The organism is Piscinibacter defluvii (assembly GCF_004011805.1).
Taxonomy (GTDB): Bacteria; Pseudomonadota; Gammaproteobacteria; order Burkholderiales; family Burkholderiaceae_C; genus Piscinibacter; species Piscinibacter defluvii.
Genome location: NZ_RCHJ01000029.1, coordinates 35,566 through 56,968 on the forward strand (window position 1 = coordinate 35,566; position 21,403 = coordinate 56,968).

A 21,403-nucleotide genomic window follows, 5' to 3' on the forward strand; every position below is an offset into this window, starting at 1 on the left:
GTGGCGTGTTCGCTCAGATGATGGCTTTCGACCGCAACGAAAGACCCACGATGAACCGAGCACTGATTCGCCACCTGCGCCTGTACTGCGCGAGCCCCAACGAGGCTCCGGTGCGCCATCACGATGGCATCCTCGCCGTCGCCGGCGTTCTCGAGCACGCGTGCCTTGCGCGCCTGCTGCTGGTCGACATGGAGCGGTTCGGCCGCAACCGTGGCGCCAGCGTGACCAATGCGATAGACCAGGTGGTGCCCGTGGCTCACCGGCTCCTGATCGCGGGCTTCGGCGTCGACCTGGCCGACACGCTGGTGGTGGAGTGGGATGGGTCCGGCGCCTTCGACCTGGTGTGCGACATGCGCGATGGCATGGGCATGCGCCATCAGCCGCTGTTCTGCATGAACCGCACGGCGGCGCCGCGCAGCCGCGAGGCATTCCTTTCCTGGGCCGGCGAGATGGGGCGCGAGATGCTCAAGCGCGCAGAGGCTGTGGGCGCTGGCCAGTGGGCCGGGGTGGAGGGGTGATGGCGGATCAGGCGTTGGCCGGCCTGCCGCGCGACGCGCAGGGCTTGAAGGCCGAGTCGCGGATGCGATCCTGATCGCATCGAAGGAGGTCAACATGGACTTCAGACACCCGGTGAGAACGCTGCAGTGGGCAATCATGCAGGCGGCGGAACGCGATCTGAACGGCCTCGTGGTCGATCCGGTTTCGCGCACGCTGTCAGCGAGCGACGGCAAGCCAGTCCTGTGCCGGCCGAGCCAATCGCAGTGCGCGGTCGTTCTGTTCGAGCAGATCTGGAAGGCGGCTGAGTTGGGCATGGCGCGCGGCGATGCAGACGAAACCGTGCTCGCCGAGACGGTGATCGTCACCGGCCCCGCCGGCGACGCCTGCGTCTACGTGTCGACGCAACTGCTCTACCACGTGCATGCGCCGAACCGTCGCTTCTTCCTGGATGTGTCCGCTCAGCAGATGCGGCCCAAGTGCGAGGCTCCGGTGTACGAGGGGCGTGACACCGCGGACCTCGAAGCGCTGGACTTCGAGGCGGCCACGGCGCTGGCGCGCGTGAAGGGCGCGGCGATGCACATCGGCGCCGACGACGCGGCACGCATCGCCCGCCAGCTCGAACAGTTCGCAGCCGAGGTGCGAGAAGCCGCGGGGTGTGCGCCGTGGTGACGAAGTCTCTGCGGCCCGTCACGCGCGAGACCAGCGCGATCGTGCGGGACAAGGGGCCGCGGCCGGTCATCGTGACCGTCGTCGGCGGCGTACTCGAGTTGAGGGCGAAGGGGCTGCGCAGCACCGAGACGCTGGATCTGGCGTGGTGCTACGCGGCGGCGGTGCGGCAGCGGCTGCAACTGCAGAAGGCAGAGCGGGCCAAGGCCCGCCGGCGCCGGTAGGGCAAAGGGAGCATCGCCAGATGCCGCGACAAGGAAAGCGAAAGCACGACGACGTACACCGGCCGCTCGGCGGAAGGGGACAGCGAGGGAATCGAACGACCGGCCGGCCGATGAACTGGGGCGGCGCGGAACTGATCGAGAGGCCGACGTGCAAGGAGTGCGGCAGGTATCTGCCGCACGGCTACTTCGGCTGCGACGGGGAGCAAGCATGCAAGGACTGATCACGACCCTGATCGTGGCGCTGCTCGCGATGGTGTCGGCGGGCGAGACCAGCGCGGGCGAGATCGCCGCTGCCGCCCAGCTGGCCCGGGCAATCGAGAGCGCTGCACAGCCGCTGCACGCGGCGGATGTTGTCGTCACGGGCATCTCGGACGGCGACACGGCAAAGGTCGAGCTCGACGGGAGGTCGGTCCGCCTGCGCCTTGCGAGGATCGACGCTCCGGAGCACCAGCAGCCCTGGGGAAACCGCTCGGAACAGTCGCTGCGAGAGCTGGTGTGGAAGAAGCTGGTGCACATCGAATGGCGCGAGGTAGACCGCCACGGGAGGCCGATCGTGTCGATGACGATCGACGGCCGCGACGTCAGCACGGAGCAAGTGCGCCGCGGGCTCGCGTGGGTCTACAGGGCCTACAGCTTGGACCCGGAGCTCATCCAACTCGAAGAGCGGGCGCGCGAGGCAAAGATCGGCCTGTGGGCCGATCCCAAGCCCGTGCCGCCTTGGGAGTGGCGCAAGTTGAAACGGGCATCCGACACGATCCAATAGGCATGAAGGCGGCGCATGCCGTCGCGACGAACGAGAAAGGGCCGGTGATGGCATTGACGAAGGAACTTGCGGAAAAGGCGGCGCATGCCGGGGAACTTCTCATTCGAGCCGCCGCGGTGCTGGGCACGCTGTCGGAGAAGGAGCAAGCCGAGCTTGCGGCCGCAACGGGCGGCAGGCTGGCCGGCGGCATCGCGATGGCGTTGAACGCTGCGAGCGAGGTGAGCCCCGCGATCGTCGAGAGCCTGCGCTCGCACCCGCCGGCGGGCTTCATCAGCGAGTTCGCCGGCCTGGGCGTGCGACGGTGATCGCTGCTCGGCGGCGGCCGAAGATCTACGCGACCCTGCGCAAGCGCTACACCACGCAGACGTTGAAGCACCTCGGCTTCCAGTTCGACTCGCATGGACGCTTCGTGAAGCTCGGCGCCTGCCGGACGATACTGGCAGAGGCGAGCAGCCTCGACTGCCAGACTTGGCGCGTGCGGCCGAACGTGCGGACGTGGCGATGAGAAGGTCGGGCGAAGGAGATCTGGACGACTTCCTGCTGATCGCCGAAGCGCTGACCATGAGCGACAAGCAGAAGGTGAAGGTTCGTGAACTGATGGCAGCGCGGCGCCGAGAGTCGCTGGTTCGCCACGAGGGTTCGCAGACTCTGACCATTCGGTCGTTGGAGCGACGCGGCGTGATCGAGCGCTTCGCGGAAGCGTCTACGCCGACTTGGAGGCTGACGGAGTACGGCGTGAAGGTGGCAAATGTGCTGGCGAAGCTCGGCAAGCGAAATTGAGGCGGAGGCATGGCGGCCAAAGCTCATTGCAGGGCTGGGTCGATGGTCATCCAGAGCGACGTGACGACGATGGCTTGGCCAACGTCGAATCGCGCCGGGCACCAGGGTGGACGGGCGGACCACTTCGGCTTGCCGATAATCGTCTGCAGTGGGTCAAACTCACAACAGCCTCGGCTTGAACAGGAGCATTCGATATGTCAGCCAATGCGAGGGGACTTGCCGGTTTGGGGGTAGTGCTGCTCATCCTCCCGGTGGCCATCCTGTCTTGGGTGGTTCCGGCTCCAGGAGGTGATGTGCTCCCGGAAGTAGTCGCCATGCGGGCGTTCAGTTTGGTTTGCTTTGTCAGCATCGGCTTCGCACTGACCCGCATACTTTCTTCGCTGCGACGGGCCAACGTGCCTGTTGCCTTGAGAAAGCCGCAATCCTTGGCTGATCGCCTGGCTGTGCTGGTCTTCGCCGCGCCGTTCTTGCCCTTGGGGCTGGTCGTGCTGTCCAACATGGCTGTTGAGAACCTTCGCTACCTGCCCGACTGGGCGCCTGTATGGGCGGGTTGGTGTTTCGGAGCCGTCGCCACATGCCTTGGCGCGTCTGCGTTGTGGGCTGGCTTCGGGCGTGGCGACTGATCAGGACCGAGGGGCGGCCAGCCAAAAGAAAAGGAAAAAGCCCTGCTCGATCGAATGACCGTGCAGGGCGAGTGTGAGGGGCGCGCTTGTTGTCGAAGCGGCTCGGATTGCTCTACCGACGCTGGCGCCGCTGTGGGAACAGACGGTGCGGCATCGGATGAAGCGAGCGAGCGCGCTCGTGCAGGCGTGTGCAGTACGCCAGGACCACGGCAGCAACTCCCCAGGCGTTCAAGGCCAGCCACGCGATCGCGTAGGTGGCCAAGATCGGGTCATGGTTGAGTGCGCTTGCCAGTGATTCCAGAAGTGCTTGCATGGTCCTGCTCCTCGGTCTCCTTCGAGACCTGTTCCTCCTCGAGGCTGAGGAGGATGACGGCCAGGGTCTGCGCGACCAACCAGCCGACCGCCACGATGACCAGGTAGGCCACCGAATCCTTGGCGAAGCCAAGGTACGCATTGGCCGCAGCCAACAGCCACGACGCCTTCTTCAGCGCGTCGGCCGCAGACTTGCGGGCCTCCTTGTTGAAGAAGATCGTCAAGCGGCGGCGCTGCTCGACCTTTGCCGGATGCTTCTGTTTGCGAGGTGCCATACGACGTCCTTTCTTGTTGTGCGAGAAGGGCGCCGCTACCCCGACCGGGAGTAGGACACCCCGCTCGGGATTGATGAAGACGCAGGTGTTGTGACACCCGCTTGATGCGCGACCTGGGAAGGTCGCAGCCGTGCCGGTCGCACGGTGTTCGGTGAAGCTGAAGCTCATCCTCGCCGCCCGGACAGGGCAACCTGCGGGTGTTCGAGCCGGATGGCTGCGAACGACCCGCTGGTCGGCTATCAGGCCGCGGCCTGGAGGGGCTGCGGCTCGATCATGAGCCAGGGGGCCAGGAAGTCCTGGGGCTTGCTCGGATCGACGGCTTCGGTGCGCTGGATGCGCGCCAGGTGCTCCAGCTTGATCAGCAGCGAGGCCGCGTACTCGGACGCTTCGGGCGTCGAGTCGGCGGCGCTGTTGCGCACGAGCTGGATGTAGTGATCGACCATCGGCGCGGAGGCCGTGGAGGCATCGAGCTCGATGATCTGGAGGGCTTCGACGGTCATCGTCATGAGGATTCCTTCGGGATGCTGGAGTCCAGCTCTGCGAAACTCTTGACGTCGATTCGCACTCAACATGCGAAACCGCCATCAATGTCTGCGAAAGTTTGGAAATGCTTCGGTTGGGCAACGCAATCCGACTGACCCGCAAGGAGGTCGAGCGGCTAGAGCGCATCACCGGTTTGCCGGTGGTGGGCGTTCGCACGCTCGACGACCTCAGGAAGTACGTCGCGGACTGCAAGGCCTACTACGCGGAAGACTCGAGGGAGTTCGAGATGCTCGCGTGGCTCATCGACAACGAGGTCTCACGCTGCCTTGCTGCTGCGTGAGGCCTGCGCCGGGTCGGCGGGTTGGGCTTCGGGCACGACGGCCGGCGAGCTCGGGGCGAAACCGGTCAGCGTCTGGGCGACTTCCGGAACCTTGCCGAGCACGTCGATGCGTGCCTTCGCCTTCGAGACGCGGGCCTTGGGCTGCGAAGCCTGCAGGTCCTGCTCGGGGCGGCCGAATACCTTGTGGATGCCGATGAAGAAGGACTTCACCAGCCGCAAGGCTCCGATGGGCGCGCTCACGAAGATCGCGCGGAAGAACGCCACGGTGCGCTCGTTCTGTTCATCAGCCAGGGCCTTGGTGTGCAAGGTCTGGCGGGCGAGCAGGTAGAGCGCCTCGTTGCGGCTCTTGGCTTCGGGGTTGCCGTCCATGTACTTGACCACTTCCGCGGCAGCGGGAGGTTGGTGCACGACACGGTACAGGCGGGCCCAGGCCAAGTCCTCGGCCAGGTCGCGCTGACTCGGGGTGTCCGAGACGGCGTGCTGAGCGTGGATGGGGCCGATGCTGGGCAGTTGCTGATGCATGGTTCGCTCCGTTGGATGACGGGGACGAACCGGCCCCAGGGGGACGAAAGCGTCCCCAGTGGGGTAGCATGAAAGCCATCACGATGGATCGTTCAGGCCAGTCTCTTCAGCTCATCGAGGGCGGCCGCGAGGCGCTCGAGCGGGACTACATGTGGGCGATCCTTTTCGATCATCCCGACAAGCAATCCCTCGCGAGGCGCCTCGAACCATCCGCTAACGACGTCCTTTGCGTCGCTGGTCCAGATGCAGACGGGACACGAGTTCCTCGTCGATCAGACGCACGACGCGCAGGACATCCCCGCGGACAGGGCCACGAGTGATGCGCAGTCGCTCCAGGCTCTGAAGGAGTTCTTCCTTCTTCGTCTGGAGCTCTTCGGCGCTGCCCTCGTTGATGAGACGGAGCAGGCTGAGCCACAGGTGCTTGTCCATGCGCTCCTCACGCAGCCAGGGGCAGCGGTTGGGGCAGCGGGACGACCACGTCGACCGACGGACGGACGAACGCGGTGAGCAGCGCGGCAGGCTTCTTGGCCAGCACAACGGGACGTTGCGGCAAGCCGGTACCGCCACAGAGGCGGGACACAGTGCGAGCTGTGTGATTCGACATGGTCGTTCTCCTTTGCAAATGCAAAAGGGGAACGACACGTCCCCCGGATGGAGAAGCTACGTTCCCCATTCGGGTTGAAGGCACGCAGAGCGCGCCCATGGATCGGCAGAAGACCCACGCCGAGGCGACGGGTCTTCCACACACTTCAGGACTTTCGTCCCAGGGATACAGGCGGAGCACACGGATGTGCTTCGCCAAGTCTCATCAGGCGTGAACCAGACGAGCACAGTTGACTTCGCGTCGCCACGCGAAGAGATGAAGACGCTCAAGAGCGGATAGCTCTTCCGGCTTGCGAGGCCGACGTCGAGGTCGATGCATCACGTGCACATCGACAAGAGGCGCGAAGACCGAAGGTCAACGCCAACCAGCACGGACTGGTTCGCCCGCTTGCGCGGACGGGATTCGTCGCTTGCGCGACTTGGCCACCCGAAGGTGGACGATTGAAGTGCAGGTCACGACTGCGAACGCCAGGGTGCAGGGCACCTTGGACTTCAACTACGGCCGATGACGGCTTTCGGTGAAGGCTGTACCAGCGACGATCGCCAGCAGGAAGCCCTGTGAGTTTGCCACTCGACGGCGCCCGTGGGTAGTGGAAATTCGGGGCTTGGCGCAGGCGGCGCATGTTCATTTGTCCACTTGGCGAGCAGGAGGCGAGCTGGGAAGGGCGATCGCCCAGCCTGCGCCGCTGCGGCCCGGCCCTTGGGCGGCAGCCAGCGTGCTCGACAATCTGGCGCGGCATCAGCAGGGCGGCGAGATGGGGGCGCGATGGGAACGAAGGACGAGGGCAGCGATTTCGAGGGCCGGTCGCGAGCAGCGCAGGCGAGGGCGGCGCACGCGCTCGACAGGCTGCTCACGCTGGCGGAGACGCGCGACAGCGGACAGATCCGGCGCGTGGCCAGGTTCATCGCGGCCCTGTACAACGGCGACGCCTACCCGCTGGACCTGTTCGAGCTGCGCGCGGTCGACATCGCAATCAGTGACGACGTCATCACCTGCATCGACGCGCTGCGGTGGGGCCGCGCGGACCTGTACAAGATCATCCCGGATGGCCAGAAGCGCATCGAAGCGGTCATCCGCGACTGGGGTGTTGCGCCGCCCGAACCGCCGGTGCCGCCGGACCGCGCCCACTTGAATGCGCGCCTGGTGACCTACGGCGATGCCCCTGGCTATCGAGACGTGTCCCTCAGGTTCGAGTGCGAGGAGATCCCGCCGAAGGACGGGTCCGAGAAGATCACCCTGGAGCTGCACGTCGACGCGCGCAGCGCGGCCGATGTCGCGGAGCACATCATGCGCGTCCACCAGTTCGCCTGGTCCCGGCCGGGCAAGCGACCGCTGGATGCGAGCGAGGGCGAGGTGGCTCCGCGGTGGGTGCAGAAAGCCTGACATGGCGGCTGCGCAACCACGACGCCCACCCTGGCAGCCAGGCATCAAGGAGCCTGCATGAGCAAACCTTCGAGCTTGACCCCCGACATGGGCGACTTCGGCTCTGTGGAACGGATGCACGTCTGGGAAAGACGCCCGTGGCGATTCAAGATCGAACATCGATGCAACGTCGTGGCGGCGCTGCTGCGCGGCGAGGTGTCGCTCCGATCCTGCTGGTTCGGGCTGCGTCAACCGCACGCCGTCGTTGCGCTGGGGCGCAAGTCGCCAGGGGCCGGGATGGTCTACGTCTGCCCGGCGTGGGCAGACGAGTTGGAGTCGGCCTGCGCGAGCTAGGCGCCGCAGAGGGCCTTGAGCATCGGCGCGCTTCGCCGGGTCACTTCGACAGGCAAGGTCTGCGCGCCGGCGGCGGCGAGATAGCGCGTGCGGTGGCGCCCGTTGGTGAAGGCAACCACGGGCACGGCTGAGAACCTGCGGAACGGCGGGCGCCATGACCACTCGGCAAGCGTGCGCGTGTGCATTGACACCACGGGCATCTCGGCGAAGCCCGGATCAGCCGGATCGAGGAAGTCCCGGATGCCGTTGCGCTTGTCCGCTGCCCATTGATCGACGGGCGGAAGGAAGTAGCCGACGTCACGCGACCACAGCTCGAGCAGCGCGCTGGTGCGCACGACGATGACTTCGTAGTCGGGGCTGTCGGGGTGCCGGCGCTTGAGCTCCAGGCGCTGGTAGCCGGCGTGGTCGTTCGACAGTTGCACGGGCCAGGTTCTCGGGTTCGAGTTCATCGTCTCTTGCGATGAGGCGGACCGCGTCAGTCTACCGAGGGCTGCGGGTTGAACAGCGTCTCGCAGCCCGTAGCCTGACCCGGTGAACGTGATCAAGATTCATCGGGCCGAAGAGGTCGGCGAGTTGCCGGCGCAGGCAGACCTGTTCGGCTTGGCCGACGGCGCGGCGAGGTTCGCGCTCGAGGTGCCTCCCGAGGTCGGCTCGGTGCTGGATGCCGCGGCGCCGGTGTTCATCGGCGTCAGCGGCGGCCGGGACTCACAGGCGCTCGCCTACCGCATTTGCGCGCATCTGGACGATGTGGGCCATAGCGGGCAGCGCTTCCTCATCCACGCCCACCTCGGGCGCGTCGAGTGGCGGGACAGCCTGCCGGTGTGCGAGCGCCTGGCGCAGCGGCTGGGCGTCGAGCTCGTCGTCGTGCGGCGGCAGGCCGGCGACATGATGGATCGGTGGCTCTCGCGGTGGGCCGGCAACGTGGCGCGCTACGCCGACCTGGAGTGCGTCAAGCTCATCATGCCGTGGAGCAGCGCAAGCCAGCGCTTCTGCACCAGCGAGCTGAAGAGCCAGGTGCTGGCGCGCGAAATGCGCAGGCGCTTCCCGCATGGGGACGTGGTCTCGGCGGTCGGCATCCGGCGCGAGGAGAGCGCCAGGCGCGCCCAGATGCCCGCGTGGAAGCGCGACGAGCGCCTCACCCGCAAGCGCGGCATCGGCCACACCTGGAACGCCATCCTGGGCTGGCGCCGCCAGGACGTCAACGACTACGTGCGCTCGCGCGGCGACCTGCTGCATGAGGCCTACCGCATCTACGGGAGCACGAGGGTGTCCTGCGCCTTCTGCGTGATGGGCTCCGAGCACGACCTGCGCGCGTCCAGCAACTGCGCTGACAACCACGAGATCTATCGCGAGATGGTGGAGCTAGAGGTGGCGTCGACCTTCAGTTTCCAGAGCAATCGCTGGCTCGGCGACGTTGCACCCGACCTTCTCGATGCGAGCCTTCGCGCAAGGCTGCTGGAGGCCAAGGAGCGCGCCAGGACGCGCGTCGAAGCCGAATCGCGCTTGCCCGAACACCTGCTGTTCGTGAAGGGCTGGCCGACAGTGACGCCCACGGCCGAAGAGGCAGAGCTCATCGCATGCGTGCGACGCGACGTCGCAGTCTCGGTAGGCCTGCAGGTGAATCACACGGATCGCGACAGTGTGCTGGCGCGGTACCAGGAACTGATCGCAGCGGCAGTGGCCAAGGCTTCGGCGACGGGCCTGCCGCTCGAGGACAACGAAGGAATCGAAGCATGAACTCAACGACGATGGCGCCCCGGGCTGGCGGCGTCCCCGAGCTGGCGGTGGACATCGCGTCCGCTTCCTCTCGCCTCTTCTGGTTGGTGCGTAGCACGGTCGCCGGCGGCGCGGCGATGCTGCAGCTGCCGGGCGCCGTGTACACGCGGTTCAGCGATGCTGTGGCGGCGCGCTCGCGCATCGACAGCACGCCGCCGCTGACGGAACACCCGGCTGGCGTCTGCCGCCTTAACGACGACGTCGTCGTCGATGGCGTCGGGCCCGGCAAGGTGAACTGGATCCATCCGACGGGCGATGTGCGCGTGGAGCTGGCCCGCCGTCCTGGGAGTGCCGAGTACTACCCGGTGTCGGCCATCCGGCGTGCTGTGGCGAACCGCCCGCGCTTCGAGTTCGAGGTGGTGCCAGTGGGCCTGCGCGAGGCCAACGAGGTGGTGGAGCGGCTGCACCGGCGGCTGGGACAGGTGCAGGGACACAAGTTCGCTCTGGGCTTGCGCCGCGAGGAAGACCAGGACCTGGTGGGCGTGGCGGTGTGCGCCAGGCCGGTGGCGCGCCACTTGGACGACGGCCTGACGGCCGAAGTGCGGCGCGTAGCGGTCGACCCTGCGGTGACCAACGGCTGCACCAAGTTGCTGGGCGCGATCGCGAAGTCGGCCTCGGCGATGGGATACAGGCGGCTGGTCACGTACACCTCGGAGGACGAAACCGGCGCCAGCCTCTATGCGGCAGGCTGGGATCCGGTAGGCAAGAGCGCCGGCGGCCACTGGGGCTCCGCGGCGCGGCCGCGGCGCCGCGGCGAAGACGAGGGGCGCAAGGTGGTGTGGGTCAAGGTGCTTCGAGGCGAAGAGCGGGGCCGCTGAGGCACTGGAACAGTCTTCACCAGCTATGCGAGCGCGCGTGTTCCAGCTGAAGGCGTGCCCTGGGAGGCGGTGGCGGCCGAGTGGAACAGCGTGTCGAGCGAGGCGCGAGGAATCGTTCCACGCGGCCGTTGGGCGTCGGTGCCGCAGGCCTTGAAGACCACGTCGCCGGCGAGATCCTGGGGAACACCAGGACCTCGAATGCAGCAGCTCATCGACCTTCGACACGAAACTCCGGAAGCTATCGCGCTGGAAGCAATCCGGTCATTCATGTCAGACGGCCATCCGGCCGTCGTTTTCTATAGCGGCGGCAAGGACTCATCGGTCTTGCTCAACCTGACGCTGACGGCGGCGAGCGACCAGGTCAAGGCTGGGCGGCAACCGCTGGTGGTCATCGCGCACAGCGACGTGGGCGTCGAGAACCCCGAGATTCAGCGACTGGTCTCGGGCGAGATCCGCAAGGCGGCGCGCTTCGCGAAGGCGCACGGTGTGACGGCCATCGTGCGGGTGGCGCAGCCCGCGTTCTGGGACACATACCCGGTGCGTGTCATCGGCGGCCGCGCGCTGCCGACCTTTCCTGACTCGCGGCGCGACTGCCAGACCGACCTCAAGCGGTTGCCGAACGAGCGCGAGCTCGCGCTGATCGAGCGAGAGCTGCAGGCCAAGGGCTGGAACAAGCCGGTGCTCATGACAGGGGTGCGGAGGGATGAATCGATGGTGCGCGCGTCCAATGTTCGCGGCCGGGGCGAGCAGGCCGTGTCGTTGTGGACCGACAAGGAAGGGCGCCTGCGACTCACGCCGGTGCTCGACTGGACGGTTGACGACGTGTGGCAGTACCTGGGCCTGGCCAACGCCGGCGTCATCCCGGCGTACAGCACGTTCGAGGAGACCATGCAGACCTACCAGGCCGCCGGCGGCAGCAGCTGCGTGGTGGTGGCCGACGCGGAAATGCAGAAGCACTCCAAGCCGTGTTCGAGCCGCTTCGGCTGCTGGGCCTGCACCGCAGTGCGTGAGGACAAGTCGCTGCGCCAGATGATCGAGACGGACCCCGGGCGCTACGGCTACATGGAGCCGCTCGCGGCGCTGCGCGACTTCATCGCCTTCACGCAGTACGACTGGTCGCGTCGGCAGTTCGTTGGCCGCAGCATCGTCGACGGGTTCATCGAGGTCGGCGCCGACACCTACTCGCCGGCGATGCTGGCCGAGCTGCTGCGCTACACGCTGAGCGCACAGAAGCTCTCCGGCGTGCCGATCGTCAGCGCCGCGCAGCTCATCGCGATCGACGCGCGCTGGTCGCAGTACGCGATTGCCGCGCCCTTCAGCGCGCTGCGCATCTGGAAGGAGGTCGAGGACGGCGCGATCTGGACGCCCCCGAAGCTGCGGCCCTTCCCCAAGACGGAGGTGCCCAAGCTCGGCAAGATCTTCGTGGGTGGCTGGAACGACGACGTGACGTCGGAGCTGGAGGTCACAGGGCTGCGCAATCCCGCGTGGGAGGACTTCGCCGAAACGTGCGGGCCTGGGCTGCGCACGCTGGCCAGCGGAAGAGCTGTGGTCGACGTTGAGGGGGAGAGCGAGATCGACGAAGAGGCGGCCTGGCTGTTCCTCGATTTCGAGCTCGAGCGCATGCTGGGCAACAGGCCCATGCTGAGCGGCTACTGGACGGCCGGCTACGAAACCTATCTGTCGTTCGGCATCGTTCGGCCGGCGAAAGGCCAGTCGGCGCGGGTGGACGAGATCCTGCGGCGATCGCAATGGCGCCAGCGGCACGACCTCCACGGTCAGCGCAGCGCCGACGAGCTGGCAGCCAGGCTGACCGTGCGGTACCCGCGTCAAGCGGACCTCTTCGACCTGGCGGCGGCCTGATGTTGGAGCGCCGCCGATGATCGGTGGCAGCAGGCGGGAAGGGGAGGTTTCGGGGGGTCGTAGAACCCGACTTTCGGTTGGACAGGCGACCGCCGGAGGTGCCAATCTCGCGCCGAGTGCAGCTGGGGTGCCACTTGGGGTTGTGCCGCCGGGCCGCACGGGGATACTGCATCAGTCCGACATGGGAGCCGAAGATGAAGCACGTTGCGCTGACGCTGACGATCGTCCTGACGATGGCGTTCTGTGGGGTGGCCCAGGCGGGTGACGCCCTTCCGAAGGATGCCGAGACCGGCCTCGTGACCGAGGTGGTCGGCCTGGACGGCGCCGCGCGCGACGCGCTGGCCGGCCGCACGCGGCCGCTGCAGCTTGCCTTCAAGCGGCAGGAGGGGGCTGGGCCGAGCGAGCAGGCCTACGCCGGCATCGTCGCGGCCATCACCCGTCTGGCACAGGCGAAGGGCATCACGGTGCTCGCCGGCGCGCAGGAAGTGCCGGCCGCAGCCGTGAAGGCCGAGTTCGACACCTGGTTCTACGTCGAGGGGCAGAAGCTCAATCCCGACCTCGTGCACCTGGGCGACTACGCCGAGTTCGAGCTGAGCGGCAGGCCGCTGCCCGAGGCGGTGGCGAGCAGCGGTTCAGGGGGGGTGAATGTCGTCCGCGTGGCGGCCGGCCTGTTCGGCTTCGCGCGCGGCTGGCTGCCGGCATCTTTCAGCGGTTCGATGGTCGCGCACGGCGTGCGTGAAGGGGCTGGGAGCGGGAGCGCGGCCGACAGCAAGCCTCTCGGCGACCCGGAGCGCCTGGCGCTGGGCCTGCAGCGCGCGGTGACGGAAGTCAGGATCGAGGTCGACGGGCACACCGCGACGTTTCAGGTGCACGCGAGCAGGAAGCCCCTGTCGCACACGACCGTGGATGCGCTGACCGAGACGACGTGGCAGCTTGCGCTGCAGGTGCTCGCCGGTCGTGCAGAGCAGCTGGCCGTGGTGGGTCGGTGAGGCGACCCATGCCGACGACAGTCGTCGCCACCAAGCCCACGCCGCGGCGGCTGATGGAGCGCCTGACGACCCTGCCCAACAAGGTCCACAAGGGCGACAGCAAGGCCTTCACCGCGCGTCTGCGCCGGCCGTACTATCGGCTCACCGATGAGCAGTGCCTTGCAGTCGAGCGGCTGGCCGGCGATTCCGACGTCCTGCTGCTCGACGGTCGCGTCCAGGTCACATGGGGCGACGCCGACGGCGGCAAGGCCCTCATGCCGCTGGCGCGCCCCTTGTAGCGCCGCGGCACCGGAAAGATGGCACCCCTGCGGGTGCATGCGTGCCGGTGCACACCGCGGGGGACTTGAAGCTGGCCGCCGTCGCGCGAGACTCGCTTACGAAAGGAGCGAGTCGACGATGGAAAGCGAGGCGACGATGGCGCGAGACCGCGACTACACGCACGAGATCCGCGATGCCGAAGGCGAGTGGATCTGGCTGGGCGACGAGACGAGCATGTCCGTGATCTTCCACAACCTGAACGGCACGAACTTCGCAGGCAAACCGCCGGAGACCTACGCCCAGTACCTCGCGTGGATGCGCCGGTTCACGGCCGAGGCCTGGCCGGGCCGGACGGACCCGCTCGCACCAGGGAGTTCGATCGAGCTGGCGTGCATCAACGGCGAGGCAGTGGCGCGCCACACGTTCGCGGCACAGGGCACCTGTGCCAACCAAGGGCTGTCGTGAGCCAGGAACATTTGGTGCTCGAGCTGATCGGCTCGCTGCCGAGCGGGTGGCCTGGGCTGTTCAACCCCTGGGCCGACATCTGCGCGGATGACCTGGACACGAACGGGCCCGCAGCCAAGCGTGCGCGGCTCGCACGCCACCTCGACTGCGACGCGCGCTTCATCCTCTGCGGCGAAGCGCCTGGCTGGCAGGGCATGCGCCACACCGGCCTGGCCTTCACCAGCGAGCGGCTTGTGGTCGAAGGCGCGGTGCCGCGGGTGGACGAGCAGGGTTCGAGGCTGACCACGCGGGAAGCCCCGTTCGCCGAGCCTTCAGCCACGCTGGTATGGCGGTCGCTCTATGCCCTGCAGATCGCCGAGCAGGTGGTGATGTGGAACGCGGTGCCCTTGCATCCCTTCGTGATCGGGAGCCCGAGCACAAACCGCACGCCAACGGATGGTGAACTCGGGCTCGGCAAGCAAGCGCTCCAGGTCCTGCTGGCCGCGTACCCCAAGGCCCAGGTGATCGCGGTGGGCAAGAAGGCTGCCGAGCAGCTGGCGAGGCTCGGCGTCACGCCAGCGGCGGCAGTGCGGCACCCCGCCAACGGTGGCGCGCGTGCGTTCGCCGAGGGCATGCAGGCGTGCGTGAAGGCGCGAAGGCAGGGATGAGCGGCATGGCCGACGAACACGCTGCGCAAGCAGGCCCGCAGCCTCTCTACCAGCTCCTCCACGAGCTGCCTCGTGGCCACGAGCTGCGCATCAGCCAGATGGGAGGCCTCGGCGCCCAATGCAGGAACCTGCTGGGCAAGGAGTGGCGCGACCTGTCGCGCTGGCGGATCGCGAGCTCGACCTACGACGAGCTCGGGGAGAGCTGGACCAGCACCAGCGAGTTCAGAGTGCCGGCGCGCTGACGCCCGCGCCGCGCCGTCGCGGGGAGCAGCCGGCGGGCGGGGTTGAAGAAGCGGAGGCCCGCGAGATCCTGAAGGTCCAACAACGGACCTGACGGGCATCTCGCATGACCGACTTCGACACCAACGACATTCACGCCGCGATCGCGGCGCTCAAGGCCAAGGGCTACAGCGTGCAGCGCACGCCGGGCCCCGTGCAGCGCGAAGCGAGCTATGCCTTCACGCTGAGCCACCCGGACGACGCGCCGCGGCTGGTCGGGCCGGCGCGCTCGACAGCCTTCGCTGCGTGGGCTTGCGCTCTGGAACACGCCGAGCAGCAGGCCGCGCCGGCGGCGCCACTCAAGCTCGCTCCCTTCTACGCGGCCGAGCTGCCCGAGAGCGCGCTCGACGCCGCGGCGATCGCCAAGCGCTTCGGCGTCGACCTCGCGACCGCGCAGCGCCAAGTGCGCGTCCTGCGCCAGCACTCGGTCTTCCTCAGCGAGACGCATCAGGTCAACGTGCAGCTGATCAAGGCGCCGTTCGGCCCGGACCTGGGCGACGTCGCGTGGCTCTCCATCAAGCGCCGCGACCGCGACGTGATCCGCGACTGGCGCGAGCTGCAGGCGATCAAGAACGCCATCGTCGGGCCCGAGCACGAGGGCTTCGAGCTCTATCCCGCCGAGTCGCGGCTGTGCGACACCGCGAACCAGTTCCACCTGTTCGTGTTCATGCAAACGACCGTGCGCATGCCGGTGGGCTTTGCCGTGCGCGAGGTCGCCGGCGCCGAGGCTGCCAAGGCGGTGGGCGCGACGCAGCGCGAACTGCCGGAGACCGTGTGATGGGCTACGAGGTGCTGGAGGCCCCCGAAGCCGACGTCGAGGAAAGCGCGCCGGCCAGCCGACCCGGGCCGCTGCTGCGCGTGGGCATCCCGACACCGGGCGGCAAGATCCTCAAGGCCGCCAGGAACGCCGGCTACAGCGTGCTCTTCAGCACCAACGCGTTCATGGTGCGCGACGAGGACGGCGAGGTCATCAGCGTGCGCAAGCCGGATCCGGTGCAGTTCGCCGGCCTGGATGCGGCGCTGGACAGCGCGGGCTTCGTGGCAATGTCGCGCTACCGCGGCTACCCGTGGACCATCGAGCAGTATCTCGACCTGGTGGAAAGCTGGCCCTGGGCCTGGTACGCGAGCTGGGACCAGTGCGTCGAGCCGGAGATCGCGTCGTCGAAGATCGACGTGATGTTCCGGCTCGCGGAAACCTGCCGCTTGCTGTCCGAGGTGAGGATGCAGGCGCGCGATCGCGGGCTGCCGGACCCCATGCCGGTCATCCAGGGCTGGGAGGTCGACCACTACCGCTGGTCGCTGGATCACCTGCCCCTGGCCGCCTGGCCGTCGCTGATGGGCGTGGGCTCGATGTGCAGGCGCCATGTGCACGGGCCCAACGGCATCCTGGCCGTCGTGGAGGCGCTGGACCGGGAGCTGCCGGCCGGCGTGGGCCTGCACTTGTTCGGCGTGAAGGGCGATGCGCTGCGCTTCCTCAGCGACCACCCGCGCATCGCGAGCGTCGACTCGATGGCGTGGGACTTTTCCGCGCGGCGTCAGCACCCGACCGGGAGGACCGCGGAGAAGCGCATCGGCGTGATGCACGACTGGGTGCGGCGCAACGCGGGCCAGCTTTCGCTGCCCAAGGTTCCCTACGACCTGCAACTGTTCGAGGAGCCGAGCGAGGAGGCCTCGGCCGAGCTGGCCGAATGGCTGGAGCTGGTGGTCGACAACCAGACGGACGCGATCAGCGCCTGGCACCACTGCATGAGGACCTGGGTGGGCGGATGAACGCTCGGGGCGCCGGGCCCGACCGGAGGTTTCAGGGGGGCGGGGCGCCGGCATTTACGGTGGCTCGCCGCGCGGCCACGGCATATCGTGGCTGTGCCGGCGGTCGAGGCGGTCGGCCGTGCGCGGGCCGGCGATCAACTGCAAGGAGACACGCATGCCGATGACGGCGAACGGGCTGGCCAAGCTGCTCGAGGAACTGGGTGAGCTGGCGCAGGTGACGGCAAAGAAGCTCGCGTACTTCCACACCGACGAGCATCCGGACGGCGCGGGATCGTTGAAGGACCGGATGCAGAAGGAGATGGGCGACGTGTCCGCGGCAATGACCTTCGTGCAGCAGCAATTCGGCCTCGATCGCGTCGCCATCGAGCAGCGCGCCGGCGACAAGCTCGCGCTGTTTCAGCGCTGGCATGCCGACGAACACAACGGCGCCGAGGCCTTCACGGCGCCGGCGTCGAACTGAACCCACATCAGCACCTCAGCAAAGGAGAACACGATGAGGATGGACCGGAACGAGAACCCGGACGGCTGCGGCAAGTACGCCGTCGTGAACCTGCGCAAGCTCACCCCCGTCCCGGGCCACGCCGGCACGTTCCGGCGATGGGCGCCCGAGGTGCAGGCGGCGCTCGACACCCTCGAAGCCATCGGCGCGCTGGAGTGGGGCGCCGTGGGCCAGCCCGACGAGTTCTTCCTGGTCAAGCTCAAGGACAAGCACGCGCAGGCCGCACTCGGTGCCTATGCCTGGAGCGTGTCGGCCGATGATCCGGAGTTCGCGCGCGAGATCGCGGCGCTGGCCTCGCGGTCCGGCCCGGCGCACCCGCTGTGCAAGGCACCGGACTGAACGGCTGCTGGCCTTTGCGATGGAGGCCCTTGACGCACCTGGGGCAAGCCCGGGCGCACGGAGCTTGACCATGAACTACCGCGAGAGCGACGACGACTGCAGCGGTTGCGGTTCCACCGCGGCCGAGCGCGCGCGCAGCCGGGCCGGCGAGCCGCCTGGCTTGAGCGATTGCCCCCACTGCGGCGCGACGAAGTGCAGCCTGTGCGACCTCGGCGACGAAGTCGAGTGCGGCAACTGCGACCCGGGCGACGAGCAATGAGCAGGGATGTGCCGGCGCGCTGCATCCGGCCCCACTGCCCGGTGGCATGCCTGCACTGCGAGTTCGCCATTCGCACCGACGACGCGACCGCGATGCTGGTGGCCGACCTGTTGGAGGACGCCGGCCGCGACGGCCACGGCGCACCCTACGAGGACGGCGAGCATCCCGTCGTCGATCGCGCGCGAGCGTTTCTGATGGCGCGATCTGCGGGCCGCCGCGAGGAAGGTTGACACGGGGCCATTCGGTGGGAAATTGCACTCAGGACAACTCCGAAGGAGAAGACGAGTGCAGATCCAGACGACCGCCGAGGCGGACCCGACGCTCGACCTCGAGCTCGAGACCAAGGGGCTGCCGCCGCTGGCCTTCATCGACAACTCGGACGGCCTGGCCGCGACCAAGGCCCGCATCGTCGCGGTCAAGCGCGGCGTGCCGGGCTGCTACGCGGTGGAGACCGAAGCGACGGCCGACGAGCTGAACGCCGAGCGCGGCGTGACGCCGGCGCAGCGCGAGGCGATGCGCTTCGGCTCGATGTTCGGCTGGGGATCGCGGCTCGCGACGCCCCAGGCCTGGGAAGCCGCGGGCGAGTAGCGGGTGGTCGAAATGATGCCGCTCAACCGCACGGGTAGACATTGGCGTCGCGTGGAGACCTTCCCGCGCCGTGCAATCTGCTACGACTTCCGCAGCGCCGTGCTCAAGGTTTACGGCGACCGGACGATCCGTGAGTTTCCGCGCTGGTGCCCAAGCATCTCTGTGGCACGGTCGCGCGAGTACCTGACTTCGGCGTTGCGCACGATGCGAGCGACGTGCCGATCGACGGAACACGGGTCAGGGCACGCGCGGTAGGAATCGACGAATGAACAACGAACGTGGTGAAACGCTGGTCACGACCGCGACGGGGCTGTTCCGCAAGGACGGCAGCGTGCGGGGCCTGACCTATGCGCGCAGCCCGCAGTCCAAGCGCCGGCGCAGCGGCATCGGCATCCACGCGCGCAACGGCAGCGGCGCCTGGCTGCGCACCCAGCTGTCGGTGGAGCGGCGCGACTTCTACGGGGTGTTCACCGAGGCCGCGCGGCAGGTGGCGGCACACGGGGGCATTGCGTTCGACGAGAAGGTGCTGCGTCCCGAACTCAAGGAAGCCGCGGCCGCGTTCCTGCGGCGTTACGGCCTGCGTTCGGTGCGGGTGTGCTACCAGCAGGTGATCGAGCTGGACGAGGAACGCGACCCCCAGGCCGAGGTGCGATCGCCCGGCCGCGGCGTGGCCAACGGCGGGTGATCGCGCGCAAAGCGGCGCAGCGCGCCGCTTCAGCGTCCGCGCGACCCGAAGATCCAGTTCGGCGACGTCAGCGCCTTCGCGTTGAGCGCGATCAACAGAGGACAGGCGATCGGTGGTCCGGGGCGGTGGCGGTCGACCTCGTTGGCCAGCAGAGCGTCGTAGCCCAGGTCGCGGCCTGTGACGGCGATCAGTTCGATCCAGTCGCGGGTGAGGTTCTGGAGCTCGAGCCACGCGGCCTGGTGCTTGGGTGCACGACTACCTGCCTTGGCGAGCTCGGCAGGGGGCATGAGGCTCGCCAACCGGGCGCTGAAGGCGCTGCGGTCGGGCGCGAAGCGCATCGTCTCGCCGGAGTTCCAGCCAACGCACCAGTCCACGACGGAATGCGTCCACAGGCAATGGTTTCCAAGTTCGGCGCGGCCGACGGCCTGGCGCATCGTGTCGGATTCGGCGCTGAGCCGGCGCAGGTCGAGGATGCGCGCCGATGGCTGAAGCTGTGCCGTACACAGGTGCTGGCCGGCGGCGCTGGCCAGCGTGAGATCGCTGGTGAGGAATACGGCTGAGTGCGGGCGCAGGCCCTTCTTCTCGGGCAGCGGCGGCGGCGGAAACTGCCAGTCGGTGAACCTGGCGTCAGTGCCGTGGTACCACTCGACAGCAGCGTTCATCGGCGTCGCGTTCAGCGGTCCGAGAGCTGCAGCGCCGCGGGCCACAGCAGGTAGCCGCCGCCAGCGCCGGGGCGCCACTCGCCGCCAGCCTGCTTGCCGGCCGGCGTGATGTAGTGGCGGTTGGGGTGCTCGGCCTTGAGTTCGACCAGGCCCAGCGCGAGCAGCTTGTCGAAGAGGTCTTTGGTGCTCATGCCGAGCTTGGCGGCCAGCTTGGCGGTGGTCAGTTTCTCGAACCCCGCTTCGGCGTCCGGCGCGTCGTCCTGGCCGGCAGGCTCGACCCGCTCCATCGAAATGCGCACCTCTTCACTGACGCGGATCAGCCGCTGCGCCTCTTCGTAGACGTCGCGGTAGAGCTCGGGATCCTGCGTGCGCGTGACCAGGATGCCCATCTCGTTGTTGTTCACCTGGCTGAACTCGTAGAGGTTCAGGCTGGTGACGATGCAGGCCTCCTCGCTGAGGTAGCACTTCGCGTGGAGGTTCTTGCAGAAGGAGGTGCGAACGAAGCGCATGCCCTTCAACCACTCGACCTCGGCCGGCGCCAGCTCGCTCTTGCCGTAGACGATGCGCACGTCGATCTTGAGCCGATCCTTGTCGGTCAAGAGTTCCTTGATGCGGTCGTTGAGCTTGAGGAACGGACTGATCAGGATCACGCGGTCGCGCGCGCCCTTGATGAGTTCCTCCAGGTGATACGTCACTCCGCTGGTGTTCAGGAAACGCGCCATGTCCGTGTTCTTCTGGATGCCGTAAACGATGGGCACATTGTGCCGGGAGCTAGCGGCAGACCGACGTGGCCCGGTCGACACGGGCACAGAGCAGGGGTTCGGCGAAGTTGATCGCGACCGACAGGCACAGCCAGACGGTCATCCACGTGGCGACGGCCCAGGTGCGCCGCAGTAGGACGCCGAGCAGCGCGATGCCGAAGCCGGCCAGACTGGCAGCGGTCCACCTGGTGGCTGGCCCGATGATGACGGTGACTGGAGAGCCCCCATAGCGCCCGCCCCGCGACTCCCACACGCCCCAGTACGCGACGCAAGCGCCGAGGGCGATGAAGGAGAGGCCGAGCAGGACGATCGGCAGCCGGCGCTTCCAGACGGGCACGCTCGCCGAGCCCCCCGAAGCGGCCCGCTCAGGCATTGCCGGCGGCAGGCCCGGAGAGCGTGTCCGCGACCTTCAGGTACTCGCGCAGGTAGCCGAGCAGGCTGAGCGCCGTGTACTCGTGCAGCCAGATGCTCGCGCGGTGGCCATCGCCGTAGAGGGGGCGCAACTCGAAGGTGTTGCCGTGGGCCTCGAACTCGGCCTCGCCGATGCCGGTCTTGAGACCCGCGGTGCCGATCTCGTCGTCGCTCAGCTTCGGCCGGTCGGACAGCAGCGTGTGGTACGGGTGGCGCGCGGGGAGCGACGCTACGAGCGTCGGATCGTCGTTGGCGCGGATCATGAACGCGTTCATGCCGAGCTGCTCGAAGTAGGCCTGCAGCGCGTCCACGAGTGCCTTGAATGCATGCGGCGACCAGTGCGTGATGCGGGCCGAGCGGTCCTGCATCGCGAACTTGATGCACACGCCAATCCAGGCGCGCTTCAAGGTGATGATGCCGGCCTCGAAGCTGGCGACGACGCTGTCCGCGCTCGGAGCGGGTTGTTCTTCCTGCCTCTCTTGAATTCCGAGTGGGTTGATCCCAGTGGTGGTTGGTGTTGGGGCTGGCGCG

General features: G+C 67.8%; 35 protein-coding genes. 26 read left to right on the forward strand and 9 right to left on the reverse strand.

All coding sequences use genetic code 11. The features are described 5' to 3' along the window. Nucleotides 1-5 precede the first annotated feature (5 nt). The 7 genes from D9C15_RS29790 to D9C15_RS29820 all read left to right on the forward strand — a co-directional run bounded on the left by D9C15_RS29790 (nucleotide 6) and on the right by D9C15_RS29820 (nucleotide 3,554). Nucleotides 6-518 carry a hypothetical protein gene (locus D9C15_RS29790; RefSeq protein ID WP_128003046.1) on the forward strand — a complete coding sequence of 171 codons (513 nt, stop codon included), beginning with the start codon at nucleotides 6-8 and terminating at the stop codon, nucleotides 516-518. Between the two features lie 94 nt (nucleotides 519-612). Further along, nucleotides 613-1,167, forward strand: a complete 555-nt coding sequence (locus tag D9C15_RS29795) for a hypothetical protein (protein WP_128003048.1) — start codon at nucleotides 613-615, stop codon at nucleotides 1,165-1,167. Continuing rightward, nucleotides 1,152-1,388, forward strand: a complete 237-nt coding sequence (locus D9C15_RS29800; protein ID WP_128003050.1) for a hypothetical protein — start codon at nucleotides 1,152-1,154, stop codon at nucleotides 1,386-1,388. Before D9C15_RS29795 ends, D9C15_RS29800 begins: the two co-directional genes overlap by 16 nt. Nucleotides 1,389-1,596: 208 nt before the next feature. Beyond that, complete coding sequence (locus tag D9C15_RS29805) at nucleotides 1,597-2,151, forward strand: thermonuclease family protein (protein ID WP_128003052.1); 555 nt, start codon at nucleotides 1,597-1,599, stop codon at nucleotides 2,149-2,151. A gap of 2 nt (nucleotides 2,152-2,153) precedes the next feature. Beyond that, nucleotides 2,154-2,456 (forward strand): hypothetical protein, encoded by a 303-nt coding sequence (locus tag D9C15_RS29810; RefSeq protein ID WP_128003054.1) that lies wholly within the window; start codon nucleotides 2,154-2,156, stop codon nucleotides 2,454-2,456. A 163-nt stretch (nucleotides 2,457-2,619) separates the two neighbouring features. Continuing rightward, complete coding sequence (locus D9C15_RS29815) at nucleotides 2,620-2,931, forward strand: hypothetical protein (protein ID WP_128003056.1); 312 nt, start codon at nucleotides 2,620-2,622, stop codon at nucleotides 2,929-2,931. Nucleotides 2,932-3,125: 194 nt separating this feature from the next. Continuing rightward, entirely contained in the window at nucleotides 3,126-3,554 is a 429-nt protein-coding gene (locus D9C15_RS29820) for a hypothetical protein (RefSeq protein ID WP_128003058.1), read from the forward strand. Nucleotides 3,555-3,823: 269 nt separating this feature from the next. Here the strand turns inward: D9C15_RS29820 and D9C15_RS29825 are convergent, their stop codons facing one another. Both D9C15_RS29825 and D9C15_RS29830 read right to left on the reverse strand, forming a co-directional pair. Continuing rightward, nucleotides 3,824-4,309, reverse strand: coding sequence for a hypothetical protein (locus D9C15_RS29825; protein WP_128003060.1), 486 nt, complete (start codon nucleotides 4,307-4,309; stop codon nucleotides 3,824-3,826). 71 nt (nucleotides 4,310-4,380) lie between these two features. After that, the gene (locus tag D9C15_RS29830; RefSeq protein ID WP_128003062.1) at nucleotides 4,381-4,647 is read right to left on the reverse strand and encodes a hypothetical protein; all 267 of its coding nucleotides are present in this window, start codon (nucleotides 4,645-4,647) and stop codon (nucleotides 4,381-4,383) included. Nucleotides 4,648-4,757: 110 nt separating this feature from the next. On the opposite strand from D9C15_RS29830, the gene D9C15_RS29835 reads away from it, so the two are divergent. Then, nucleotides 4,758-4,964: a hypothetical protein gene (locus D9C15_RS29835; RefSeq protein ID WP_445669285.1), complete on the forward strand. Its 207-nt coding sequence runs from the start codon at nucleotides 4,758-4,760 to the stop codon at nucleotides 4,962-4,964. Here D9C15_RS29835 and D9C15_RS29840 read toward each other — a convergent pair. Together D9C15_RS29840 and D9C15_RS29845 are read right to left on the reverse strand one after the other, a co-directional pair. Then, nucleotides 4,941-5,486, reverse strand: a complete 546-nt coding sequence (locus D9C15_RS29840) for a hypothetical protein (protein WP_128003065.1) — start codon at nucleotides 5,484-5,486, stop codon at nucleotides 4,941-4,943. The genes D9C15_RS29835 and D9C15_RS29840 overlap by 24 nt on opposite strands. Nucleotides 5,487-5,699: 213 nt before the next feature. Beyond that, the gene (locus D9C15_RS29845) at nucleotides 5,700-5,915 is read right to left on the reverse strand and encodes a hypothetical protein (protein ID WP_128003067.1); all 216 of its coding nucleotides are present in this window, start codon (nucleotides 5,913-5,915) and stop codon (nucleotides 5,700-5,702) included. Nucleotides 5,916-6,855: 940 nt separating this feature from the next. Between D9C15_RS29845 and D9C15_RS29850 the strand changes: the two genes are divergently transcribed. Continuing rightward, nucleotides 6,856-7,473, forward strand: coding sequence for a DUF7673 family protein (locus D9C15_RS29850; protein ID WP_128003069.1), 618 nt, complete (start codon nucleotides 6,856-6,858; stop codon nucleotides 7,471-7,473). A gap of 57 nt (nucleotides 7,474-7,530) precedes the next feature. Then, on the forward strand, nucleotides 7,531-7,806 hold the full coding sequence (locus tag D9C15_RS29855) for a hypothetical protein (RefSeq protein WP_128003071.1): 276 nt from the start codon (nucleotides 7,531-7,533) through the stop codon (nucleotides 7,804-7,806). Here D9C15_RS29855 and D9C15_RS29860 read toward each other — a convergent pair. Further along, nucleotides 7,803-8,228 (reverse strand): plasmid fertility inhibition factor family protein, encoded by a 426-nt coding sequence (locus D9C15_RS29860; RefSeq protein ID WP_128003073.1) that lies wholly within the window; start codon nucleotides 8,226-8,228, stop codon nucleotides 7,803-7,805. The genes D9C15_RS29855 and D9C15_RS29860 overlap by 4 nt on opposite strands. A gap of 109 nt (nucleotides 8,229-8,337) precedes the next feature. Between D9C15_RS29860 and D9C15_RS29865 the strand changes: the two genes are divergently transcribed. The 16 genes from D9C15_RS29865 (at nucleotide 8,338) to D9C15_RS29940 (ending at nucleotide 19,038) form a co-directional block, all read left to right on the forward strand. Beyond that, nucleotides 8,338-9,543, forward strand: a complete 1,206-nt coding sequence (locus D9C15_RS29865; protein WP_240668651.1) for a phosphoadenosine phosphosulfate reductase domain-containing protein — start codon at nucleotides 8,338-8,340, stop codon at nucleotides 9,541-9,543. Next, the gene (locus D9C15_RS29870) at nucleotides 9,540-10,400 is read left to right on the forward strand and encodes an XF1762 family protein (protein ID WP_128003075.1); all 861 of its coding nucleotides are present in this window, start codon (nucleotides 9,540-9,542) and stop codon (nucleotides 10,398-10,400) included. Before D9C15_RS29865 ends, D9C15_RS29870 begins: the two co-directional genes overlap by 4 nt. Nucleotides 10,401-10,598: 198 nt before the next feature. Further along, nucleotides 10,599-12,260, forward strand: coding sequence for a phosphoadenosine phosphosulfate reductase domain-containing protein (locus tag D9C15_RS29875; protein ID WP_128003077.1), 1,662 nt, complete (start codon nucleotides 10,599-10,601; stop codon nucleotides 12,258-12,260). A gap of 194 nt (nucleotides 12,261-12,454) precedes the next feature. Beyond that, nucleotides 12,455-13,249 (forward strand): hypothetical protein, encoded by a 795-nt coding sequence (locus tag D9C15_RS29880; RefSeq protein WP_128003079.1) that lies wholly within the window; start codon nucleotides 12,455-12,457, stop codon nucleotides 13,247-13,249. Between the two features lie 8 nt (nucleotides 13,250-13,257). Next, complete coding sequence (locus D9C15_RS29885) at nucleotides 13,258-13,527, forward strand: hypothetical protein (RefSeq protein WP_128003080.1); 270 nt, start codon at nucleotides 13,258-13,260, stop codon at nucleotides 13,525-13,527. A 118-nt stretch (nucleotides 13,528-13,645) separates the two neighbouring features. Further along, the gene (locus D9C15_RS29890) at nucleotides 13,646-13,972 is read left to right on the forward strand and encodes a DUF7688 family protein (RefSeq protein WP_128003082.1); all 327 of its coding nucleotides are present in this window, start codon (nucleotides 13,646-13,648) and stop codon (nucleotides 13,970-13,972) included. A gap of 14 nt (nucleotides 13,973-13,986) precedes the next feature. Then, nucleotides 13,987-14,619 carry a uracil-DNA glycosylase gene (locus tag D9C15_RS29895; RefSeq protein ID WP_205854948.1) on the forward strand — a complete coding sequence of 211 codons (633 nt, stop codon included), beginning with the start codon at nucleotides 13,987-13,989 and terminating at the stop codon, nucleotides 14,617-14,619. 5 nt (nucleotides 14,620-14,624) lie between these two features. After that, complete coding sequence (locus tag D9C15_RS29900; protein ID WP_128003084.1) at nucleotides 14,625-14,861, forward strand: hypothetical protein; 237 nt, start codon at nucleotides 14,625-14,627, stop codon at nucleotides 14,859-14,861. Between the two features lie 104 nt (nucleotides 14,862-14,965). Next, on the forward strand, nucleotides 14,966-15,676 hold the full coding sequence (locus D9C15_RS29905) for a DUF7694 domain-containing protein (protein WP_128003086.1): 711 nt from the start codon (nucleotides 14,966-14,968) through the stop codon (nucleotides 15,674-15,676). Beyond that, the gene (locus D9C15_RS29910) at nucleotides 15,676-16,668 is read left to right on the forward strand and encodes a deazapurine DNA modification protein DpdA family protein (protein WP_128003088.1); all 993 of its coding nucleotides are present in this window, start codon (nucleotides 15,676-15,678) and stop codon (nucleotides 16,666-16,668) included. Before D9C15_RS29905 ends, D9C15_RS29910 begins: the two co-directional genes overlap by 1 nt. A gap of 118 nt (nucleotides 16,669-16,786) precedes the next feature. Further along, nucleotides 16,787-17,128: a nucleoside triphosphate pyrophosphohydrolase family protein gene (locus tag D9C15_RS29915; protein ID WP_128003090.1), complete on the forward strand. Its 342-nt coding sequence runs from the start codon at nucleotides 16,787-16,789 to the stop codon at nucleotides 17,126-17,128. 33 nt (nucleotides 17,129-17,161) lie between these two features. After that, entirely contained in the window at nucleotides 17,162-17,506 is a 345-nt protein-coding gene (locus D9C15_RS29920) for a hypothetical protein (RefSeq protein WP_128003092.1), read from the forward strand. 70 nt (nucleotides 17,507-17,576) lie between these two features. Beyond that, on the forward strand, nucleotides 17,577-17,765 hold the full coding sequence (locus D9C15_RS29925) for a hypothetical protein (protein ID WP_128003094.1): 189 nt from the start codon (nucleotides 17,577-17,579) through the stop codon (nucleotides 17,763-17,765). Beyond that, complete coding sequence (locus D9C15_RS29930; RefSeq protein WP_128003095.1) at nucleotides 17,762-17,995, forward strand: hypothetical protein; 234 nt, start codon at nucleotides 17,762-17,764, stop codon at nucleotides 17,993-17,995. The genes D9C15_RS29925 and D9C15_RS29930 overlap by 4 nt, the downstream gene beginning before the upstream one ends. Before the next feature lie 55 nt (nucleotides 17,996-18,050). Continuing rightward, nucleotides 18,051-18,353 carry a hypothetical protein gene (locus D9C15_RS29935; protein WP_128003097.1) on the forward strand — a complete coding sequence of 101 codons (303 nt, stop codon included), beginning with the start codon at nucleotides 18,051-18,053 and terminating at the stop codon, nucleotides 18,351-18,353. Between the two features lie 265 nt (nucleotides 18,354-18,618). Next, nucleotides 18,619-19,038 (forward strand): hypothetical protein, encoded by a 420-nt coding sequence (locus tag D9C15_RS29940; protein ID WP_128003099.1) that lies wholly within the window; start codon nucleotides 18,619-18,621, stop codon nucleotides 19,036-19,038. A 29-nt stretch (nucleotides 19,039-19,067) separates the two neighbouring features. On the opposite strand, the gene D9C15_RS29945 is transcribed toward D9C15_RS29940, so the two are convergent. The 4 genes from D9C15_RS29945 to D9C15_RS29960 all read right to left on the reverse strand — a co-directional run. Further along, on the reverse strand, nucleotides 19,068-19,700 hold the full coding sequence (locus D9C15_RS29945; RefSeq protein WP_128003101.1) for a hypothetical protein: 633 nt from the start codon (nucleotides 19,698-19,700) through the stop codon (nucleotides 19,068-19,070). An 11-nt stretch (nucleotides 19,701-19,711) separates the two neighbouring features. Then, nucleotides 19,712-20,422 (reverse strand): phospholipase D family protein, encoded by a 711-nt coding sequence (locus D9C15_RS29950; protein WP_128003103.1) that lies wholly within the window; start codon nucleotides 20,420-20,422, stop codon nucleotides 19,712-19,714. 49 nt (nucleotides 20,423-20,471) lie between these two features. Further along, a complete protein-coding gene (locus D9C15_RS29955) occupies nucleotides 20,472-20,798 on the reverse strand; it encodes a hypothetical protein (protein ID WP_128003105.1) in 327 nt (108 codons plus the stop codon). A 28-nt stretch (nucleotides 20,799-20,826) separates the two neighbouring features. After that, nucleotides 20,827-21,403 (reverse strand): hypothetical protein (locus D9C15_RS29960; protein ID WP_205854949.1); only part of this gene is annotated, 577 nt, incomplete at its 5' end.

Excerpts from the sequence above, each read along its gene's own strand:
- D9C15_RS29910 (WP_128003088.1), top strand. The coding sequence starts at position 15,676 with ATGGGCTACGAGGTGCTGGAGGCCCCCGAAGCCGACGTCGAGGAAAGC.
- D9C15_RS29875 (WP_128003077.1), top strand. The coding sequence starts at position 10,599 with ATGCAGCAGCTCATCGACCTTCGACACGAAACTCCGGAAGCTATCGCG.
- D9C15_RS29900 (WP_128003084.1), top strand. The coding sequence starts at position 14,625 with ATGGCCGACGAACACGCTGCGCAAGCAGGCCCGCAGCCTCTCTACCAG.
- D9C15_RS29845 (WP_128003067.1), bottom strand. The coding sequence starts at position 5,915 with ATGGACAAGCACCTGTGGCTCAGCCTGCTCCGTCTCATCAACGAGGGC.
- D9C15_RS29950 (WP_128003103.1), bottom strand. The coding sequence starts at position 20,422 with ATGGCGCGTTTCCTGAACACCAGCGGAGTGACGTATCACCTGGAGGAA.
- D9C15_RS29830 (WP_128003062.1), bottom strand. The coding sequence starts at position 4,647 with ATGACGATGACCGTCGAAGCCCTCCAGATCATCGAGCTCGATGCCTCC.
- D9C15_RS29795 (WP_128003048.1), top strand. The coding sequence starts at position 613 with ATGGACTTCAGACACCCGGTGAGAACGCTGCAGTGGGCAATCATGCAG.
- D9C15_RS29840 (WP_128003065.1), bottom strand. The coding sequence starts at position 5,486 with ATGCATCAGCAACTGCCCAGCATCGGCCCCATCCACGCTCAGCACGCC.
- D9C15_RS29940 (WP_128003099.1), top strand. The coding sequence starts at position 18,619 with ATGAACAACGAACGTGGTGAAACGCTGGTCACGACCGCGACGGGGCTG.
- D9C15_RS29855 (WP_128003071.1), top strand. The coding sequence starts at position 7,531 with ATGAGCAAACCTTCGAGCTTGACCCCCGACATGGGCGACTTCGGCTCT.
- D9C15_RS29925 (WP_128003094.1), top strand. The coding sequence starts at position 17,577 with ATGAACTACCGCGAGAGCGACGACGACTGCAGCGGTTGCGGTTCCACC.
- D9C15_RS29905 (WP_128003086.1), top strand. The coding sequence starts at position 14,966 with ATGACCGACTTCGACACCAACGACATTCACGCCGCGATCGCGGCGCTC.
- D9C15_RS29930 (WP_128003095.1), top strand. The coding sequence starts at position 17,762 with ATGAGCAGGGATGTGCCGGCGCGCTGCATCCGGCCCCACTGCCCGGTG.
- D9C15_RS29920 (WP_128003092.1), top strand. The coding sequence starts at position 17,162 with ATGAGGATGGACCGGAACGAGAACCCGGACGGCTGCGGCAAGTACGCC.
- D9C15_RS29850 (WP_128003069.1), top strand. The coding sequence starts at position 6,856 with ATGGGAACGAAGGACGAGGGCAGCGATTTCGAGGGCCGGTCGCGAGCA.
- D9C15_RS29885 (WP_128003080.1), top strand. The coding sequence starts at position 13,258 with ATGCCGACGACAGTCGTCGCCACCAAGCCCACGCCGCGGCGGCTGATG.
- D9C15_RS29880 (WP_128003079.1), top strand. The coding sequence starts at position 12,455 with ATGAAGCACGTTGCGCTGACGCTGACGATCGTCCTGACGATGGCGTTC.
- D9C15_RS29945 (WP_128003101.1), bottom strand. The coding sequence starts at position 19,700 with ATGAACGCTGCTGTCGAGTGGTACCACGGCACTGACGCCAGGTTCACC.
- D9C15_RS29825 (WP_128003060.1), bottom strand. The coding sequence starts at position 4,309 with ATGAGCTTCAGCTTCACCGAACACCGTGCGACCGGCACGGCTGCGACC.
- D9C15_RS29820 (WP_128003058.1), top strand. The coding sequence starts at position 3,126 with ATGTCAGCCAATGCGAGGGGACTTGCCGGTTTGGGGGTAGTGCTGCTC.
- D9C15_RS29890 (WP_128003082.1), top strand. The coding sequence starts at position 13,646 with ATGGAAAGCGAGGCGACGATGGCGCGAGACCGCGACTACACGCACGAG.
- D9C15_RS29870 (WP_128003075.1), top strand. The coding sequence starts at position 9,540 with ATGAACTCAACGACGATGGCGCCCCGGGCTGGCGGCGTCCCCGAGCTG.
- D9C15_RS29805 (WP_128003052.1), top strand. The coding sequence starts at position 1,597 with ATGCAAGGACTGATCACGACCCTGATCGTGGCGCTGCTCGCGATGGTG.
- D9C15_RS29810 (WP_128003054.1), top strand. The coding sequence starts at position 2,154 with ATGAAGGCGGCGCATGCCGTCGCGACGAACGAGAAAGGGCCGGTGATG.